Annotated in this window: 21 protein-coding genes, 1 tRNA gene and 1 riboswitch; of the genes, 18 read left to right on the forward strand and 4 right to left on the reverse strand. The window is 29.0% G+C overall.

The features are described from left to right. The 13 genes from MBIO_RS01560 (at nucleotide 1) to MBIO_RS01620 (ending at nucleotide 11,667) form a co-directional block, all read left to right on the forward strand. Entirely contained in the window at nucleotides 1-798 is a 798-nt protein-coding gene (locus MBIO_RS01560) for a GNAT family N-acetyltransferase (protein ID WP_013354463.1), read from the forward strand. Between the two features lie 13 nt (nucleotides 799-811). Then, nucleotides 812-2,173 carry a signal recognition particle protein gene (ffh, locus tag MBIO_RS01565; RefSeq protein ID WP_013354464.1) on the forward strand — a complete coding sequence of 454 codons (1,362 nt, stop codon included), beginning with the start codon at nucleotides 812-814 and terminating at the stop codon, nucleotides 2,171-2,173. Continuing rightward, nucleotides 2,173-3,210 (forward strand): YwaF family protein, encoded by a 1,038-nt coding sequence (locus MBIO_RS01570; RefSeq protein WP_013526759.1) that lies wholly within the window; start codon nucleotides 2,173-2,175, stop codon nucleotides 3,208-3,210. The genes ffh and MBIO_RS01570 overlap by 1 nt, the downstream gene beginning before the upstream one ends. A 150-nt stretch (nucleotides 3,211-3,360) precedes the next feature. Next, nucleotides 3,361-3,807, forward strand: coding sequence for a hypothetical protein (locus MBIO_RS01575; protein WP_232048411.1), 447 nt, complete (start codon nucleotides 3,361-3,363; stop codon nucleotides 3,805-3,807). Nucleotides 3,808-3,820: 13 nt separating this feature from the next. After that, nucleotides 3,821-4,615 (forward strand): F0F1 ATP synthase subunit A, encoded by a 795-nt coding sequence (locus MBIO_RS01580; protein ID WP_013354467.1) that lies wholly within the window; start codon nucleotides 3,821-3,823, stop codon nucleotides 4,613-4,615. A 19-nt stretch (nucleotides 4,616-4,634) separates the two neighbouring features. Beyond that, complete coding sequence (gene atpE, locus MBIO_RS01585; protein WP_013354468.1) at nucleotides 4,635-4,871, forward strand: ATP synthase F0 subunit C; 237 nt, start codon at nucleotides 4,635-4,637, stop codon at nucleotides 4,869-4,871. A 7-nt stretch (nucleotides 4,872-4,878) separates the two neighbouring features. Beyond that, nucleotides 4,879-5,403, forward strand: coding sequence for a F0F1 ATP synthase subunit B (atpF, locus tag MBIO_RS01590; RefSeq protein ID WP_013354469.1), 525 nt, complete (start codon nucleotides 4,879-4,881; stop codon nucleotides 5,401-5,403). Nucleotides 5,404-5,444: 41 nt separating this feature from the next. Next, nucleotides 5,445-6,002, forward strand: coding sequence for an ATP synthase F1 subunit delta (gene atpH, locus MBIO_RS01595; RefSeq protein ID WP_013354470.1), 558 nt, complete (start codon nucleotides 5,445-5,447; stop codon nucleotides 6,000-6,002). Continuing rightward, a complete protein-coding gene (atpA, locus tag MBIO_RS01600; RefSeq protein WP_015510845.1) occupies nucleotides 5,995-7,581 on the forward strand; it encodes a F0F1 ATP synthase subunit alpha in 1,587 nt (528 codons plus the stop codon). The genes atpH and atpA overlap by 8 nt, the downstream gene beginning before the upstream one ends. After that, entirely contained in the window at nucleotides 7,581-8,453 is an 873-nt protein-coding gene (gene atpG / locus MBIO_RS01605; RefSeq protein ID WP_013354472.1) for an ATP synthase F1 subunit gamma, read from the forward strand. Before atpA ends, atpG begins: the two co-directional genes overlap by 1 nt. Nucleotides 8,454-8,462: 9 nt before the next feature. Then, nucleotides 8,463-9,971: a F0F1 ATP synthase subunit beta gene (gene atpD, locus MBIO_RS01610; protein ID WP_013354473.1), complete on the forward strand. Its 1,509-nt coding sequence runs from the start codon at nucleotides 8,463-8,465 to the stop codon at nucleotides 9,969-9,971. A 43-nt stretch (nucleotides 9,972-10,014) separates the two neighbouring features. After that, nucleotides 10,015-10,440, forward strand: coding sequence for a F0F1 ATP synthase subunit delta/epsilon (locus MBIO_RS01615; RefSeq protein ID WP_013354474.1), 426 nt, complete (start codon nucleotides 10,015-10,017; stop codon nucleotides 10,438-10,440). 837 nt (nucleotides 10,441-11,277) lie between these two features. Further along, nucleotides 11,278-11,667, forward strand: coding sequence for a hypothetical protein (locus MBIO_RS01620; protein ID WP_013526762.1), 390 nt, complete (start codon nucleotides 11,278-11,280; stop codon nucleotides 11,665-11,667). Nucleotides 11,668-11,781: 114 nt separating this feature from the next. Here the strand turns inward: MBIO_RS01620 and MBIO_RS01625 are convergent, their stop codons facing one another. The 3 genes from MBIO_RS01625 to MBIO_RS05315 all read right to left on the reverse strand — a co-directional run bounded on the left by MBIO_RS01625 (nucleotide 11,782) and on the right by MBIO_RS05315 (nucleotide 12,468). Then, nucleotides 11,782-12,069 carry a Smr/MutS family protein gene (locus MBIO_RS01625; protein WP_013354476.1) on the reverse strand — a complete coding sequence of 96 codons (288 nt, stop codon included), beginning with the start codon at nucleotides 12,067-12,069 and terminating at the stop codon, nucleotides 11,782-11,784. Next, a complete protein-coding gene (locus MBIO_RS05285; protein ID WP_232048412.1) occupies nucleotides 12,062-12,178 on the reverse strand; it encodes a zinc finger domain-containing protein in 117 nt (38 codons plus the stop codon). Before MBIO_RS05285 ends, MBIO_RS01625 begins: the two co-directional genes overlap by 8 nt. A gap of 110 nt (nucleotides 12,179-12,288) precedes the next feature. Next, nucleotides 12,289-12,468 (reverse strand): hypothetical protein, encoded by a 180-nt coding sequence (locus MBIO_RS05315; protein WP_408634330.1) that lies wholly within the window; start codon nucleotides 12,466-12,468, stop codon nucleotides 12,289-12,291. Here MBIO_RS05315 and MBIO_RS05010 point away from each other — a divergent pair. The 3 genes from MBIO_RS05010 (at nucleotide 12,423) to MBIO_RS01640 (ending at nucleotide 13,816) form a co-directional block, all read left to right on the forward strand. After that, the gene (locus MBIO_RS05010) at nucleotides 12,423-12,704 is read left to right on the forward strand and encodes a hypothetical protein (protein ID WP_013354477.1); all 282 of its coding nucleotides are present in this window, start codon (nucleotides 12,423-12,425) and stop codon (nucleotides 12,702-12,704) included. The genes MBIO_RS05315 and MBIO_RS05010 overlap by 46 nt on opposite strands. A gap of 2 nt (nucleotides 12,705-12,706) precedes the next feature. After that, nucleotides 12,707-13,606: an IS3 family transposase gene (locus MBIO_RS01635; RefSeq protein ID WP_232048428.1), complete on the forward strand. Its 900-nt coding sequence runs from the start codon at nucleotides 12,707-12,709 to the stop codon at nucleotides 13,604-13,606. A 136-nt stretch (nucleotides 13,607-13,742) separates the two neighbouring features. Then, a tRNA-Gly gene (locus MBIO_RS01640) sits at nucleotides 13,743-13,816 on the forward strand. Between the two features lie 81 nt (nucleotides 13,817-13,897). Here MBIO_RS01640 and MBIO_RS01645 read toward each other — a convergent pair. Next, a complete protein-coding gene (locus tag MBIO_RS01645; protein WP_013354479.1) occupies nucleotides 13,898-14,782 on the reverse strand; it encodes a glucose PTS transporter subunit IIA in 885 nt (294 codons plus the stop codon). 241 nt (nucleotides 14,783-15,023) lie between these two features. Here MBIO_RS01645 and MBIO_RS01650 point away from each other — a divergent pair, with 241 nt between their 5' ends. Both MBIO_RS01650 and MBIO_RS01655 read left to right on the forward strand, forming a co-directional pair. Then, the gene (locus MBIO_RS01650) at nucleotides 15,024-16,061 is read left to right on the forward strand and encodes a 2-hydroxyacid dehydrogenase (protein WP_013354480.1); all 1,038 of its coding nucleotides are present in this window, start codon (nucleotides 15,024-15,026) and stop codon (nucleotides 16,059-16,061) included. 88 nt (nucleotides 16,062-16,149) lie between these two features. Then, nucleotides 16,150-17,133: an MIP/aquaporin family protein gene (locus tag MBIO_RS01655; protein ID WP_013354481.1), complete on the forward strand. Its 984-nt coding sequence runs from the start codon at nucleotides 16,150-16,152 to the stop codon at nucleotides 17,131-17,133. A 340-nt stretch (nucleotides 17,134-17,473) separates the two neighbouring features. Then, nucleotides 17,474-17,646: riboswitch (Lysine riboswitch) on the forward strand. The last annotated feature ends 14 nt before the right edge of the window (nucleotides 17,647-17,660 follow it).

The following is a 17,660-nucleotide window of genomic DNA, read 5'->3' on the forward strand; positions in this document are numbered from 1 at the left end:
ATGATTTTAGCAACTAAAGATGATAAAGAAGTAATTCTTAAATTCTTAAATCAAGAGCCAATTTATAATTTACTAATTGTTGGCGACATTATGACTTATGGGGTTAGAACACCTTATCTTTTTACTTATATCATTAAAGAAGAAGAGCAAATTAAAGCAGTAATATTGATATTCAATAAAACAGTTTTAATTTATGATCCTGAATTTAAAGTAAGTCTAAAGGATTTAAAATCTTTAATTAAAAAACATTCACTTATTAATGTTAATTTAAGCGAGAAAATGTATCAACATTATCAAGATGAGTTTGAAAATAATGGAGATAAATACAAGGTTCATCGTCAAACTATAGCAATATTGGAAAATAGATACACTGGTGATACTTCACTAGCTAAAAAAGCTATTTTTACAGATTCAGAGCCAATAGTTCGTAGTAGATTTTTAATTGATGAATTTGTAGACTTTAGAGGGACTTATCAACAAGAAGTAAAATCTTATAAAAATGCTTTAATAAAAAAAGTTTCAACGCCTTTCATTATTAAAGACAAACAAAATCGAGTAGCATCACATGCTAATATATTGATATCTTCAGATAAAGCATCAATGATTGGCGGTGTGTTTACTTTAAAAGAATATCGACAAAAAGGTTATGCAATACAAGTAGTTGGCGCCTTATGCAACCATATTTTTGCCAACAAAAGAGTACCGATGCTTTTCTTTGATAACCCAGCAGCAGCACAACTATATCACAAAATAGGTTTTAAAGATTTTGGCAAGGTTTTTACAATTAAAATAAATTAATAAAGGAGATAATATGCTTAATTTTTTAGAAAACAGAATTCAAAAGTCAATTCAAAAAATGGCTAGAAAAACTGTAGTTAATGAAGAAGACATTTTAGAAGTAACAAGAGACATAAAAATGGCTCTTTTAGAAGCTGACGTTAACTTAAAAATAGTTAAAGAATTTATTGTTAATGTTAAACAAAAAGCTTTAGAAAGCAAATTAGTTGGTTCACTTAATGCTAGTCAACAAATGATTAAAATTGTTCACAATGAACTTGTGGACATTTTAGGTGGCAAAGTCCAAGAAGTTAAAATTACGGCTCGTCCTTATATTATTATGATGGCAGGACTTCAAGGATCTGGTAAAACTACAGCTTGCGCTAAATTAGCTTATTACTTAAGAAAGAAAAACTTTGTAACAAAACCTTTAGTAGTAGCAGCTGATATTTATCGTCCAGCTGCTGTTCAACAATTAGTAACTTTAGCTAAAAGTATTCAAATTGATTACTTTGAAAAAGGCACTAATGTTAGTGCTCAAGATATTGTCAAAGAAGCATTGAAAGTCGCTGATGCACAAAAAAATGATTTAATAATCATCGATACTGCTGGTCGTTTGTCAATTGATGAGCCTCTTATGCAAGAACTTTGAGACTTAAAGAAAATTGCTAATCCAAGTGAAATATTCTTTGTAGCTGATGCTTTAAGTGGACAAGATATTTTAAATGTTGCTGAAACTTTTAATAATAAATTGAAACTTACAGGTACTATTATTACTAAATTAGATTCAGATGCTCGTGGTGGAGCTGCATTAAGCTTAACCAAGATGTTAAAATTACCAATTAGATTTATTGGTACTGGTGAAAAAGTTTCAAACTTAGATCTTTTCTACCCTGATAGAATGGCTGATAGAATTTTAGGTATGGGTGATGTTATGAGCTTGATTGAAAAAGCTGAAGAAGTCATCGATCCTAAAATGGCTAACAATATGGTTGCTAAAATTTTAAGAGGTAATTTTACTCTAGATGATTTAATGGAACAATTAACTCAAATTAAAAAACTTGGCAAAATGAGCAAGATATTAAAAATGATTCCAGGACTTGCAAGAAAGATTGATGAAGATAAAATTGCTGAAGCAGAAATGAAAATGTATAACTATGAAATTTTGATTTCATCAATGACACCACAAGAAAGAAAAAATCCTAAATTACTTAAAAATGCTAATCGTAAAGCTAGAATTATTAAAGGTAGTGGACGCAGTGCTCAAGAATATAATCGTTTACTAAATGATTTTGATCAGTTAGTTAAAAACATGGGTGAAATGGCTAAAAAAATTAATGCAGGTAATTTTAGCGATATTGCTAAAATGGGAGGTTTTGGCGGAGGTGCGGCTTAATGCATAAAACTGTTGACCATCACCACCCTAAAGGTTTCTTTTCCTATAGTGGAAATCATTTGAATTTCACAGGCTTTTCACAGGCATTCTTTTATATAATAGCTTTTTTGTCTATAACTTGTCTTTTACTAATTTGACTGTTTCATAGACAAATTAAACAAAAGTACTTAGTTAAAATTAAATTATTTTATTTACAAAAAAGAACATTTTGACTATTATTTGGCTTGATTATTTTATTAGGAATGGTAATTCATATTATTATATTAGCTGCTGATAAATTTCATCGAGCTTGAGAATATTTGCCTTTTCATTTTTGCCGAATTTTGATGTTATTAATTGCTCTTTCATTAATATTCAATAAACTCCATTATGTTAAATATTATGGCTTTTTAGCAATTATTTCTGGTTTATTGGCTTTAGTTAAAGTTGATTTTAACTTTACGCAAGAAGAAGGCAAGGATATAATATTTCCAATTGGAATTGATAATTGATATTATTGAGATTACTTGTTTGCACATGTTTTTGTATTATTGATGCCCGCAGTAATGTATGCTCTCAGCAATAACAAAATTAGATTTAAAGATTCAATTTTTACAGTTATTTTCTTTTCAACACTTTCATTAACAATGTTTTTAATTAACTGAATAACTTATACATATAGTAAAAAATTAACTTGAAAAACAATGAATTACTTTTATTTAGGGCCTAATGAATATAATGGTTTTAGAGACTTTATGGGACCGCTTTCAAAATGACCTTACAGTCTTTTTACTTATATATTTCTCGGCATTTTAGCAGTTATTATCTCAACAATTTTTTACTGTTTTCAAGACAAAATTCATTTGGCTAAAGTTGAAAATAAACGAGTTTTAAAATGAATCAAAAGTGAAAATTGAAAAATATATCGCTCTTCATTTAATACAAGAAACCAAAAAAATGATGAATTAAATTCTAGTTCTAAAGACTTAGAAAACTGTCAAGATAATAATGATTCTATTGAAAATAATAAAGAAAATATTAGTCAAACAGTTGACTAAAAATTAATTAAAAAAGAATCAATTTTGAGCTCAAAAAAATCTCTTAAAAAAATTGATTCTTAAAAAATGAATGTAATATAATACTATTTATGTTAGTAGTTTATGACATGCTTTTTGTGTACTTTTAAAGAAAAATACACTGGAGATCTTATGGATAACCAAAAAGAAAAAAGAGTGCATATAATCTTTTGAAGTTTAACTTTGATTTTAGGTTTATTATCACTTGCTTTTTTTAATTATAAAAAAACTAAATTTGCTGTAATGCTTGGCTATTGAATTGGCACAAGTTGTGGCTTTTTAGCATACGAACTAAGAGAGTTATTATCTTTTAAAATTATAGAAACTAGTAAAAATAGAGCAATTATGCTTGGTTTCTTTGGAACAATATTAAATATGCTTTGAATTGGATTATTGCTTTTTGCAATTTTCAAAATTAATTCAAATGCGCTTAATAGTCCTTACACAAAAACCATTGAAAAAAATAGTTTTTGACCAATAAACATCATTGCTTTTATTCCTGGTTTTATGACATTCTATTTTTCTCTTTTCATTGGATATTTAAGTTCTGAAAAAGACAAAAAAGTTCAAAATAACTAGAAAAGGAGGTCAAGTGGAAAAACTGACACAAAACTTGTGAAAATGAAATATGCCCCAAATGTTTTCCTTATTTATTTTGATATTAGTTATCTTTATTATTTCACTAACCACATTTATCTTAGTAAAGAAAACATCACGTCTAGATAAAGCGCCCATTGGATTCTTGATAGTTATGGAAAGTTATGTGACATTCTTGGATTCAAGTTTTGAAGAAAACACTGAAGGTGCTTTACCAAAAGCAAAATTTTACATTTTTGCATTGTTTACATTTTTATTGCTAGGTAATTTGTTAGGTCTTTTGGGCCTTAAACCAATTGCAACTAGTTATTCAATAACATTTGCTTTAGCATTCATTTCATTTGCTGGAATTTATGTTGTTGGACTAATTTATCAAAAATTCAGATTCTTTAGTAGATTCTTAAGTCCAATTGAACTTGTAGGTCAATTTGCACCTTTAATTTCACTTGGCTTTCGGATTTTTGGTAACATCACTGGTGGTGGAGTTATTGTGTTCTTACTTTATAGTTTCACAGGATGAATCTGAACACAAATTCCTGGCCTACTAGGTGAATGATTCTTTATTGGATCATTAATTACACCATTTTTACATATGTATTTTGATATGTTTGGTGCAATAATTCAAGCTTTAGTTTTCTGTACATTAACAACAGTTTACTGATCAAAAGAAGCTGTAACAAATGAAAACAAGAAACAACAAGATGCTCAAGAAAAAGCAGAATCTGAAAAATCAGTTGCTAATGTTGAAAACAAAGCTGTTGCTTGATCAAATTCAAGCAGCGTATATTAAAAATTAGGAGGTATTTATTATGACTCAAGGTGGAGGTTTAGTTGCAATCGGTATTGGTATTGCAATGTTAGGTAGTTTTGGAACAGGTTTAGGACAAGGCTTAGCTGCTGGTAAAGCTACTGAAGCTGTTGGACGTAATCCTGAAGCTGCAGCTAAAATTCGTTCAATGTTACTTATTGGACAAGGTGTTGCAGAATCTTCAGCTATCTATTGTTTAGTTGTTGCCTTTATTCTAGCTTTTGCTTTTACAAAATAATTTAATAATGCACACAATCAATAAATCTTTAGGAACAAAAATTGAGGAAGAATTAAACGGTTTATTTCCTAGTGTTCCGATGCTTGTGGCAACTTTAGTTGCTCTTGCAATTATTATTTTGATTCTTTTCTTCTTATTATATAAACCAATTAAAAAGTCTATAAAAGCAAGACAAGATTATATTCAAAGTAATATTGATCAAGCTAAAGCAACTAATGACTTGTCAAAAAACAAGTTAAAAGAAGCAAATGACAAATTGATTCTAGCTCATGAAGAAGCTAATAACTTAGTTAAAAACGCTAAAATTAGAGCAGAAAAAGTTATTATTTCTTATACAGCAAAAGCTAAGATGGAATCAAAAAGAATAATAGAAGAAGCAGAATTAGATATTGAACAACAAAAAGATTCTTTAATGGAAGATTCAAAAAATCAAATTGCCAAAGCAGCTACAGAATTGTCAAGACAAATACTCAAAAAAGAAGTTTCAAAGAAAACTGAAAGTGAAATTATTGACAAGTTTCTTGAATCTTAATTTTTCGTATTTATATATAAAACAATTAATTTAGTAAAAATATGTACTCAAAAGCTAATCCAGAAGGATATGCTTTGGCTCTTTTTGAATTGACAAAAGAAGAAAAAGATATGAAAGCTATTAATGAAGTTGTTGTCTCTCTTTATAACACAGTTGTAGAAAGTGATAAACTCGTTATGATATTAAATGATCAAGCTTTAGAAAAAAATAAAAAGTTTGATTACATTGACAAAATTTTTAAAAACATTTCAAGTAGTAAACTAATAGTTAACTTTTTAAAAGTTTTAGTAGAACGCAATGCAGCTACTCTTTTAAGAAGATCTCTTGAACATTATTTAAAGCTCTCAAATGAATTTTTAAACATTCGATTTGCTTTAATTACAAGTGCTTTTGAAATTAGTGAAGACAAACTTAAAAAAATTAAACAAAAACTTGAAAAGAAATATAACACTGAAATAATTCTTAAACATCAGATAGATGAAAGCTTAATTTCAGGTTTCAAAATTAAAATGGATAGTTTAGTTATTGAGCAAAACTTTAAAAAAGATTTACAAGAACTAAATACTATTCTTACTAAAAAAGGAGGTTTAGATGGCTAGTAGAACAGACGATATTAGTGCAATAATTAAAGATCGAATTCGCAATTTCGACTCTAAAGTTGACTACTCAGAAGTCGGAACTATTATTACTATTGGTGATGGTATCGCCTTAGTTAAAGGTCTTGACAATGCTAAAAACGGTGAAATTATTTTATTCAAAAATAATATCTATGGGTTAGTTTTAAACCTTGAAGAAGAAGTAGTTGGAGTTACCATTTTTGGTAATGCTAACTCACTTTCAGAAGGTGACACTTGCAAAAGAAGTGGTGAAGTTATCTCAATTCCAGTTGGTGACAAACTTCTTGGCCGTGTAGTTAATGCCTTAGGTCAACCAATTGATGGCAAAGGCAAAATTAATACTACTGTTAAAAAAGAAATCTTTAAAGTTGCTCCTGGTGTTATGACACGTCAAGAAGTTAACCAACCTCTTGAAACTGGTATTATTGCAATTGACTCAATGATTCCTATTGGCAAAGGTCAACGTGAATTAATCATTGGTGACCGTCAAACTGGTAAAACTGCTATTGCAATTGATACAATCATTAACCAAAAAGGAAAAAATGTTAACTGTATTTATGTGGCTATTGGACAAAAAAATTCAACAGTTGCTCAAATAGTTAAAAAACTTGAAGACACTGGCGCTATGGAATATACAACTGTTGTAGTTTCTGGAGCTAGTGAACTTGCGCCTCAACAATATATTGCACCTTATTCAGGCGTTACTATTGCTGAAGAATGAATGACCAAAGGTAAAGACTGCTTAATTGTTTATGATGACTTATCTAAACATGCTATAGCTTATAGAACACTTTCGCTTCTTCTTCGTCGTCCACCTGGACGTGAAGCCTACCCCGGGGATGTTTTCTATCTTCACTCTCAACTTTTAGAAAGAGCTGCTAGAGTTACAAAAGAATATGGTGGAGGTTCAATTACTGCTTTACCTATTATTGAAACTCAACAAGGTGATATTTCAGCTTATATTCCAACTAATGTTATTTCTATAACAGATGGTCAAATTTTTACTAAAGAAAACTTATTTAATTCAGGCCAAAGACCTGCTGTTGATGTTGGTTTTAGTGTTAGCCGTGTTGGTAGTGCTGCTCAAATTAAAGCTATGAAAAAAGTAGCTGGTTCACTTAAACTAGAATTAGCTCAATATAATGAAATGTTAGCCTTTGCTCAATTTGGATCTGATCTTGATGATTCAACTAAAGCAATCTTGCAACATGGTGCTAAAGTTTATGAAATCTTAAAGCAAGAACAATATGCACCTATTAGCCAAATTGCTCAAGTAGCTATTTTGCTCGGGGTTAAAGAAAGAATAATAAATCCTCTTCCAGCTAAATACATAGCTCTTTATAGAGAAGAAGTAATTAAATACATCGAAAGTGATCCTGAAGGTGTTTCAATTGCTCTAGAAATTCATAACAATAATAATGAATTTAGTGATGTTCATTTTGAAACAATAACCAAAGCAATTTTAAAAATAGTAAAAAGAATTATTGCTTCAATTCCTAATTATGATCCAAGTGATTATTTGCCAATGCCTGAAAAATACAGTGAAAAGAGTAAAAAATAATGGCTGGTACTCAAGCAATTAAAAGTAGAATTTCTACTGTTGAATCTATTCGCAAAATAACTCATGCTATGGAACTAGTTGCTGCTAGCAAACTTAGAAGAGCAAGAATTGAATTCGAAAATGTTAAAGCTTATAATGAAGTAATTAAAGAAACTTTTCGTTCAATTTTAAATCATTTAAGCCCAACAGAAATTAAACATTTGTTTCCAATTCATAACATTGAAAGCAGAATGTTTATCATTGTAACTAGCGATTTAGGATTAGCTGGAAGCTATAATTCAAACATTATAAAATTTGCTAAAAACACTATAAAAAAGACAGATAAGGTAATTTTAATTGGCCGTAAAGCTATTAGTTCCTTAGCTTCTTTATATGAAAATCAAATTGTCACACAATTTAACTGTGATAGCAGTGAAAAAGACTACAACATCGTTCACGACATTATGACAATTGTATTTGAACTTTACAATCGAAAACAAGTAAATAGTATTAATGTAATTTATAACAAATACATGAATAACCTTGTTCAACAAGAAACTTGCGATCAAGTTTTTCCTTTTAAATTTGATGAAGATAAAAAACAAAAACACGCTGAAAAACACAAGGAATCACTTAATTCAATTATCGAATTTGAACCAAGTGCACAACAAGTTTTAAGCGAATCAATCCCACTTTTTATTGACGCTGAATTATATTTAGCTTACACTTCAGCCAAACTCAGTGAAATGGCTGCAAGAAGAAGTGCTATGGAATCAGCAACTGATAATGCTGATGAATTAATTGACAACTTAAATCTTGAATTCAACAGAAAACGTCAATCATCTATTACTCAAGAATTAAATGAAATAGTTGCTGGAGCTGACGCAGTATAGGAGGTAAAAATGGCAGTAAAGAAAACTACAACTAAAAAAGTTACTAGTGCTAAAAAATCAACTACTAAAGTCACAATAACTAAAAAACTAACTGAAAAAATTAATAAAAACAATGTTGGTAAAATAATCCAAGTTTTAGGACCTGTAGTCGATGTTAAATTTAACAAAGGCTTTTTACCTTCTTTATTAAATGCACTTAAAGTTTATTCAAATGATGAAGTTTATACTTTAGAAGTAGCTCAACATATCGGCGATGATACTGTTAGAACTATTTCAATGGTTTCAACTAATGGACTTGCAAGAGGACTTGATGTTATTGACACAGGAGCTCCCATTAGTGTTCCTGTTGGAGATAAAGTTTTAGGTCGTATGTTTGACGTTTTAGGTCAACCTATTGACTTACAAGAAGCTCCTAAAGCTCCACTTATGCCAATTCATGCATCTGCTCCTAGCTATGAAGAACAAAAAACAGTTAGTGAAGTGTTAGAAACTGGTATTAAAGTTATTGACCTTTTAATTCCATATGCAAAAGGTGGAAAGATCGGACTTTTTGGTGGTGCTGGTGTTGGAAAAACAGTTTTAGTTCAAGAATTAATTAATAATATTGCTACAGAACATGGTGGACTTTCAGTTTTCGCTGGTGTTGGTGAAAGAACTCGTGAAGGTAATGACCTTTACCATGAAATGAAAGCAGCTGGTGTTTTAGATAAAACTGCATTAGTCTTTGGACAAATGAACGAACCTCCTGGAGCACGTATGCGTGTTGCTTTAACTGGTTTAACAATGGCTGAATATTTTAGAGATAAAGAAAACCAAGATGTGCTTTTATTTATTGACAACATATTCCGTTTCACTCAAGCTGGTAGTGAAGTTTCAGCCCTTTTAGGTCGTATGCCTTCAGCTGTTGGTTACCAACCAACACTTGCTACTGAAATGGGTCAACTACAAGAAAGAATTACTTCAACACGTCGTGGATCAATTACTTCAGTGCAAGCGGTTTATGTTCCTGCCGATGACTTAACTGACCCTGCTCCTGCAACAACATTTAGCCACCTTGATGCTAAAACTGTTTTGGATAGAAATATTGCTGCTTTAGGTATTTATCCAGCAGTTGATCCTCTTGAATCAAACTCAAGATTATTAGATCCTCTTGTAGTTGGTCAAGAACACTATGAAGTAGCTCATGGAGTTGTTAACATTCTTCAAAGATTTAAAGAACTTCAAGACATTATTGCAATTCTTGGTATGGGTGAATTAAGTGAAGAAGATAAATTACTTGTTGCTCGTGCTCGTAGAATTAGAAATTTCCTTTCGCAACCATTTAATGTTGCTGAAAAATTTTCAGGTAAAAAAGGTAAATACGTTCCTATATCAGATACTATTAGAAGCTTCAAAGATATTCTCGAAGGTAAATACGATGATTGCCCTGAAGAATTCTTCTTATATGTTGGCTCAATCGATGAAGTTGAAGCTAAATACAAAGAATATTTAGCTAAAAAAGAAGCAAATAAAAATTAATAAAATTTGCTAAAACAACTGTTTCATAGTTATATAAGAAAAAATGTTGAATAAAAAAACAACACATTTAAAGATAACAACATTGGAAGAAATCTTTTTCGAAGGTGATGTTCGAAGTGTAACTCTTAGAACTAAAACTGGTGGTGCAATTTGCTTGCAACCAAGCCGTACTCCTTTCTTTAGTACAATAGATATTTGCGAATTAACAATTAATAGTCCTAAAGACAATGACTTTAGAGTTTGTTCAATTGGCGGTGGCTTAGTTTATGCTGATGCAACCAACATTAATATCATTACTGATGACATTATTTTTGGTAAAAATATTGACATTAAACGTGCTAAAATCGATCGTGATTTTGCTATGGCTCAACTTGAAAAATTTCGTGATACAAAAGAAGAAGTTCAATATGAAATTAAGTTAAGAAAAGCTTTAAACAGGATTGATGTTTATAATCGTAATATCAAATAATTTAGAAATTAATGGACCATTTCACAAGGTTCATTATTTTTTATTTTTTTGTTTCTTAAAATATATTTTTATACTAAAAAAATCATTGCTTTAATGAATAAAGTGCAGATGTAGTTCAATGGTAGAGCTTTAGCCTTCCAAGTTGACTATGTGGGTTCGATTCCCGACATCCGCTCCATATTGAAAGCACAGGTTTGATACAATGAAAACAACGTATCAAGCCTTTTTTTGTTGCTTTTTATAAGCTTTGTACGGCCTTTTTATTAAAAATAGGTATCATTTATCCTGGTTTCCACTAAAAACAAAACAGTGGGCCAGGATTTTTTATTTATTTGACATTCTTACAAAAAAATGAAAGGCCGCTATAAAAAAACGATAGGTTCTTCATATTCGTTAAGTGTTTTTACAATTTTTTTACTTTTAATATAACTGTGAAACGATAGATTTTCATAATAAAAATTATTCGAGAAAAATATGGAAATATTCAGATATTGAAGAAAGCGTTCTACAATAGCGAGAAGATCCTCAGGGTGGTTTCCTTGGCTTCGTTGCTTATCGGATCAGTAACAGGTGTCGTTTGCTTTTACTTTATCCAGTCGATTATACCAGTTGCAAATGTTGCATTGGACATTGAAAGTTATAAAAATTATCAAAAATGTTGTTTTTGGGCAAAATAGTGATATGATAATAGCATAAAGAAGCTTACTTTTAGTATAAATTTTGTTGAAATTTTGACTTATTTTTAGTGCTTCTGTTATAAAAATCACTACCCAATATTTTAGCTTTTTTATTAAACTATTGAATTTTTTTACCTTTTATAAATACGGAGGAAGCCTTATGGCGATAGAAACTAAAGTAATTAACACAAGTATGTATGGAGTATTTACCCAACAAGAAATAATCGACCATTACACTTGTTTTGGATGACAAACTATAAGTGTTACCGATACCAGAGTAACTATGAATAGAAATAATAATTTAAATAACTATATGGAATTAGTTACTCTTGGAAAAGAATATGAAGATCGTTCAAATAGAGCCAATTTAGCCTGAAAAGCAAGCATAATCAATGTTAAATTATTAATTATTTTGTTACTTTTATTCATTGTGGGTGGAGTATTTTACATACTTAACAAAATGAAATGAAGAAAAATTTATAGAAGAGAATCAAATGCTATGCTTGATGCAGTTGAAAAAGCTAGAACATTATATTATGCATATAATTAATGTTTAATTTATAGAACTACACAAGTAATACTGCTTTATGTGCTGCCTATAAGGCCGCACGTTTTTATTTAATGCTATAAGAAACGAGATGTAATTATATTATTTCCAACGATGCTAAGCAATATATATTTTGATAGTGGTATAGTCCTCATTGAACATATATTCATAGTTTGAATCTCTTAAAAATTCTTCAATATATGCTTTTATAGTTTCAGTTCCTTTGCCGATAATGGCTAATATGTAATTATTGCTAAATTCTGAATTATCTTTAGCATTAGCAATTGCAAATTGAATTTCTGCTACTGCTTCATAAATATTTAACCCATGTAAGTCGATGACATTTGATTCTGCTTTATCATAATTGATTATTTTTTTATAGTTTCTCTTATTTTTTCTACTCATAATTTTCTTTCTGGCAATTTGGACAATAATAAGTCACTCTTTGAGGTAATACCGCTTGTTCAATTTTCTCGCCACATACTTCACATGGTTTATTAGTTTTTAAATACACTTTTAAAAAGTTCTGGAATTGGCCTTCAACCGCATTCAGTGATGAATAATCGTTAATTGTAGAACCACCTAATTCAGTAGACTTATCAAGAATTTGCTTAGCATTATTTATTATTTCTTTTCACTTAAATAATGGATTTTATTCGCTTTTGTTCAAGGGCTAATTTTTGATTCAAAAAGAATTTCATTAGCGTGTATATTGCCTATTCCTAAAATGTAAGACTGATCTAATAAAAAAAATTTTATTGTATAATGAACCCCAAATTCCGGACTTTTTGGAAAGGGGTTCATTTTTATGCAATTCAAATTTAAAAAAGAAAAAAGGAAGAAAATCTAAAATAAATTTAGATGCTCAAAAGACAACAAATTTTAAAATCAATATTGAAAACAAAATAGAAGATAAAGATTTACTAATTAAACAATTAAAAGAAGAAAATAAAATACTTAAATTGGAGAATGCGATAGCAAAAAAAATGAGCGCCTTGGTTCAATTGAAAGACTCACTAACAAAGAAAAATTCCAAATAACAATTGAACTAAGGCAAGAATTTAAAAAGCTATTTTCTATTAAATTAATATTAGAAAAAATTAAATTGAAAAAGTCAACTTTTTATGAGATATTAAAATCACAAAATAAACCTGATAAAGATGAAAATTTAAAAAAGGTTATTTTTGGCTTATTTAACTATAATAAAGGACTATACGGTTATAGACGTATTACTTTTGCTTTAAGAAATAAAGGAATAATAATCAATCATAAAAAAGTTCAAAAATTAATGAAATCATTAAATCTTTTTGGCAAAACATTAAGAAGAAAAAATAAGTATTCTTCATTCAAAGGCGATGCTCACAAAAACATTCCAAACTTACTTTTAGAAAAAGAAAATATAATAAAAGATTTTTTCAGACATATAAGAAATTTTTCTAATGAAAAATATTTAGATATATGAGAAACAGATGTTACCGAATTTAAATTAATAAATGAAGAAAAAATATATTTTTCTCCTGTTATAAATTTTAGGACCAGAGAGATTTTAGGTTATTCAATTACTAAATCTCCAAATTTAAGAATGATAGGAGAAATGTTAGAAAATGTAGAAGAAAATGGTCATAGTTTAAACAATGTATTAATACATTCTGATCAAGGATGACAATACACTCATCAAGATTATATTGATTATTTGAAAGAAAAAAATGCAATTCAAAGCATGTCAAGAAAAGGAAATTGTTTGGACAACAGCCCAACAGAATGTTTATTTAGTGTAATCAAAAGAGAATTTTGGTTTGGTGAAGAAAAGAAATTTAATAGTTTTAAAGAATTTAAAACTGCTTTAGAAGAATATATTTCATATTATAATAATGACAGAATTGTTAATAAATTAAAAGGACTTAGCCCTGTTCAATACAGGAATAAGTCCAAACATAATTAAAAAGTCCAATATTTGGGGTTCATACCATTCATACCAAGGGTCTCACTTTTGAAATTAACAATTTATAGAATTAACATTTTTTTGTTTCTTAAAATATATTTTTATACTATAATATCAATACTTTAATGAATAAAGTGCGGATGTAGTTCAATGGTAGAACTTCAGCCTTCCAAGCTGACTATGCGGGTTCGATTCCCGTCATCCGCTCCATTTGATTAAATTCACCGTTTCTTCCTTATTGGAAGATTTTTTATTATAAAAAATAGCCTAAGCTAGGCTACTTATAAATTTTTAATCAACCATTTTGAATCAAGGAACATTTACTTCTTTGATTTCTAAAGGACAAAGCAATTTTGTTTGTTTGTTTTTATTAACATTATCTGTAATTAAAACAATAACATCACTACAAATTTTACTATTTCTTAATTTCTTAAGATCAACAGTTGCTAAGAGTTGTCCTCTTTCAACTTTATCATTTTGTTTAAGATTTGTTTCAAAGCCTAAACCATTTAATTTAACTGTATCAATACCAATATGTACTAAAACTTCAAGACCATTATCATTTGCTATACCATATGCATGTTTAGTTGGATATGACATAATTAATTTTCCATTAATTGGTGCATATACTTCTAATTTGTTTAATTTTTTATCAATTTCAATTGCATAACCACAACCTAGCAAACTAAAGGTTTGATCACTTAAATCTTCAATTGATTTTCTTGTACCTTTGCAAGGTGTATAAACTATATTTTCATCAACAGTTTTTTTAACTTCAACCGGTTTTTCTTCAAATAAGTTGACATCACTTTTAACTTCAATTTTTTTATTTTTAAGTGCTTCTTCTTCTAAGAATGGTGCAGCTTCTTGAATATCTAAATTTAATTTTTCACTAATTTCACCAAATTTAGCTTGCACATGTCTTTTTCCAATAAAAATAACTTCACTTGCCCCAACTTTTTTAAGAGCTTCTTCATTTACTAATGAAGTATCTTTAACATCATATCTAAGACGAACAGCACAGTTATTAAAACCTGTAATATTTTCAATTCCACCCATAGCATTAACTATGTCTCTTGTAAGTTGTGAAATTTCAACAAGCTTCCTAACTTCCTTAATTTTTTGTTTATTGTCTTTACGACCAAAAACTCTTTTAATTCAACTAACAAATCCCATTTTGAATTATCTCCTTGAAAATTAAATCTTATACGTAAGATATACTTAATTAATATTAATATAAAAGTTATCTTTTGAGATTATCTTTAGATTAATAAATTAATATTATATGAAAACATTAACATTAATAACAATAATAATTTGAAAAACATGAATTTAAAAATTAAGTTGTTTCATATAATTAATAAATAAATTGATTAAGTTATATTAATTTAATTAATATGTTTTGTTAGGAGAAAAAATGAAAATAGCTTTTTTTGATGCAAAGGAATATGATAAAAAATATTTTGATGCAGTAAATAATGGACGACATGAAATTAAGTATTTCGACGAAAATTTAAACATTAACACAGTAACTAAAGCTAAAGGGTTTGATGCTATTTGTGCTTTTGTTAATACTTATGGTGACAAATACATTCTTGAACTTTTAGCCAAGATGGGTGTCAAGGTTTGATTACAAAGATCAATGGGATACAACAAAATTGATTTAACAAAAGCTGCTGAATTAGGAATCTCAGTTTTTAGAGTACCTAATTACTCAGCCGAAAGTGTTGCTGAATTTGCAGCTGGAACTTTATTAGCTTTAAATAGAAATATTGTAAAAGCTGAAAAATTAGTATCAAAATATAACTTCTCACTTAATGGTCTAGATGGTAAAGCAATTCATGGTTCAACTGTGGGTGTTATTGGTGGCGGAAAAATTGGACAATGTTTTATAAGAATTATGAAAGGTATGGGAGCTAGAATCTTAGTATTTGATGCTTATAACCAAAAACACTTTCCTAATTTAGCAACTGAATTAGGTTTTGAATATGCTTCATTTACTAAAGTATTAAAAGAAAGTGACTTTATTTCACTTCATGCGCCTTTATTACCTTCAACAACTCACTTAATTGACAAAGATGCAGTTAAAATAATGAAAAAAGGTGTGATCTTAGTTAATACAGCTAGAGGTGAATTAATTGATATTCCCGGTGTTCTTTATGGACTTAAAAAAGGAATTATTAGAGGACTTGCCAGTGATGTTTTAGAAAGAGAAGAAGGAAGATTCTACCAAGATATTTCAAGTGAAGCAAATGAATACAAAAAGAATGATCCTGAATGAGAAGAATTAATTAGCAATGAAAATGTTATTATTACTTCTCACCAAGCATTCTTAACAGATGTTGCTTTAACTCAAATTGCTAAAATCACTTTAGAAAATGCTGATATGGCACAAAATAAGGACTTTTCTAAAGCATTAGTAATAATGGAAAATGGAAAAGTTAAAAACGGATAGAAAATAATCCTAATAAATAAAATAAAATTTGTATAAGCCTGTTTTATAGGCTTTTTTGTAAAACTTATTTATTGAAAAAGGAGAATATATGTTTAATTATTTTAATTTAAAAAATCGTCAGGCTGCAGTGCAGCCTACTAAAGCGATTCACTGATTTAGTCACTTATTTAGTGAACTAATTGGAACGATTTGAATTTCACTTGGTTTAGCAGGTTTATCAATTATTATTAAAGATAAAGTTGTTGAACATTACTTATTACACAATGTTATTGTTGGCTTTTTTGCTGGCTTTGTAGTTGTCGGATCATGCTTAATTTTCTTTGGCAGATGATCAGTTGATTTAAACCCAGTAGTTACACTTTATCGTTGATTTAATGGTACTAATAAAACTGGTTATGTTATGGCTAAATTAGCTATGCAAATAGTTGGCGGAATTTTAGCTGGTTTAATTATTTATGGTATTGGTCATAATGCTTCTGGAATAAAATTTGAAGCTAATTATCTAGCTAATGCAACTGATACAGCACATAAAGCTAACCACTACATTTCAGCACACAATGTAAGCGCAAAATCATTTATGCCTAACTTTGATAGTGCTTTTGCAAAAGAAGCGGTAATTACTAAAAAAACAATTTGAAGTGGTGGTGTTTGAATCTTCTTTGGTGAAATGGTTTTAGGTGCAATTCTTTTATTCCCTATCTTTAGTCCAAGATTAGACAACAAATATCGTGACACATTTATTTGCTTCATTATTAGTTTTGATGTTTGAATGGGTATTCTGCTAGGTTCAGCTGCCATTAACCCTGTTCGTGGTTTAGCTCAACAAGTACCTACCTTATTCTTTGATATGAAACACTTAAGTGCTATGGCTCAATATGACATTCACATGGGTACTTGAGCAATGGTTTTAGGTAACTTAATGTCACCAGTCTTCCATGCATTCATGCAAGGATTCACTGAAAAATATGGTAATCCAGCTTTACTTTGAATGTTAAATTACAAAAATAATAAAGCTAGTCATTATGTAAAAGAAACACAAACAAAAGAAGAAAGCGTTAAAAAAAACAATTAATTTCAAGATAAACTTAACAACCTAGTTATGTTTATTTTTTATTATTTATGCTTCTATATAATAAAAAACAAACAACAATATACTTTCTTTATTTATATACAATAGAGCCTGCATCTGTGTGAAAAATTTTTCAAAAAGTTTTTGCATTCGAAAAAAAGCGTATATAATTATTGCGTTATGTTAAAAAATTGAAACTTTATTCGTATTGAAAAGAATATCAACATTATCAGAACAATTATGATGATGTCTAATTTCTAATTCAATACCTCTTAAAGATCAAAATGTAATATAAATTTTGTAGTTTTTAAGCAGGTATGCAACAGAAACCTGCTTTTATAATAGACGCTATAGAGGAGCTCTTAGTAATAGTATATTAGTTTAGCAGGCATGTGTTGAGACTATATAAAAAGGATATAAGAGCCGAACTGGTGATTGTGGCGGCAATTACTGGTGGTAACAATGCATAACAGTTTGTTACTCTTTGGACCTCAAACCATTGGTGCTATAGCTTTGCAAAAATAAATAAT

The sequence above is a fragment of the Mycoplasmopsis fermentans PG18 genome (assembly GCF_000209735.1).
In the GTDB taxonomy this organism is placed as follows: Bacteria; Bacillota_I; Bacilli_A; order Mycoplasmatales; family Metamycoplasmataceae; genus Mycoplasmopsis; species Mycoplasmopsis fermentans.